This is a genomic window from Faecalibacterium sp. DFI.5.82 (assembly GCF_029076575.1).
GTDB classification, from domain to species: domain Bacteria; phylum Bacillota; class Clostridia; order Oscillospirales; family Ruminococcaceae; genus Faecalibacterium; species Faecalibacterium duncaniae.
In genome coordinates this window covers 1-297 of sequence record NZ_JARFIS010000841.1, presented here as the reverse complement: position 1 = coordinate 297, position 297 = coordinate 1, and the positions used below count along the sequence as shown (strand labels likewise).

At 43.1% G+C, this 297-nt stretch carries 2 rRNA genes; both read left to right on the top strand.

The features are described 5' to 3' along the window. Window positions 1–92, top strand: a 23S ribosomal RNA gene (locus tag P0G09_RS19160); the annotation flags it as partial. A 124-nt stretch (window positions 93–216) separates the two neighbouring features. Beyond that, window positions 217–297 (top strand): 5S ribosomal RNA (gene rrf / locus P0G09_RS19155); the annotation flags it as partial.

The following is a 297-nucleotide window of genomic DNA, read 5'->3' as shown; positions in this document are numbered from 1 at the left end:
ATCCCTTGTAGACTACGAGGTTGATAGGCACGATGTGTAAGTGGAGCGATCCATTCAGCAAGTGTGTACTAATAGATCGAGGGCTTGACCACAATTCGCTTGAATTCTCAAGTCAATGACAAAATGTAAGCAGTAATTATTCAGTTTTGAAGGCACGTCCTTCAAGAAATACTGGACAAAGTAAAACAGAAATGTTATACTGAACCAGTCATATTGGTCGGTGACGATGACGGTGAGGTTCCACCTGTTCCCATTCCGAACACAGAAGTTAAGCTCACTCGTGCCCAAGATAGTTCG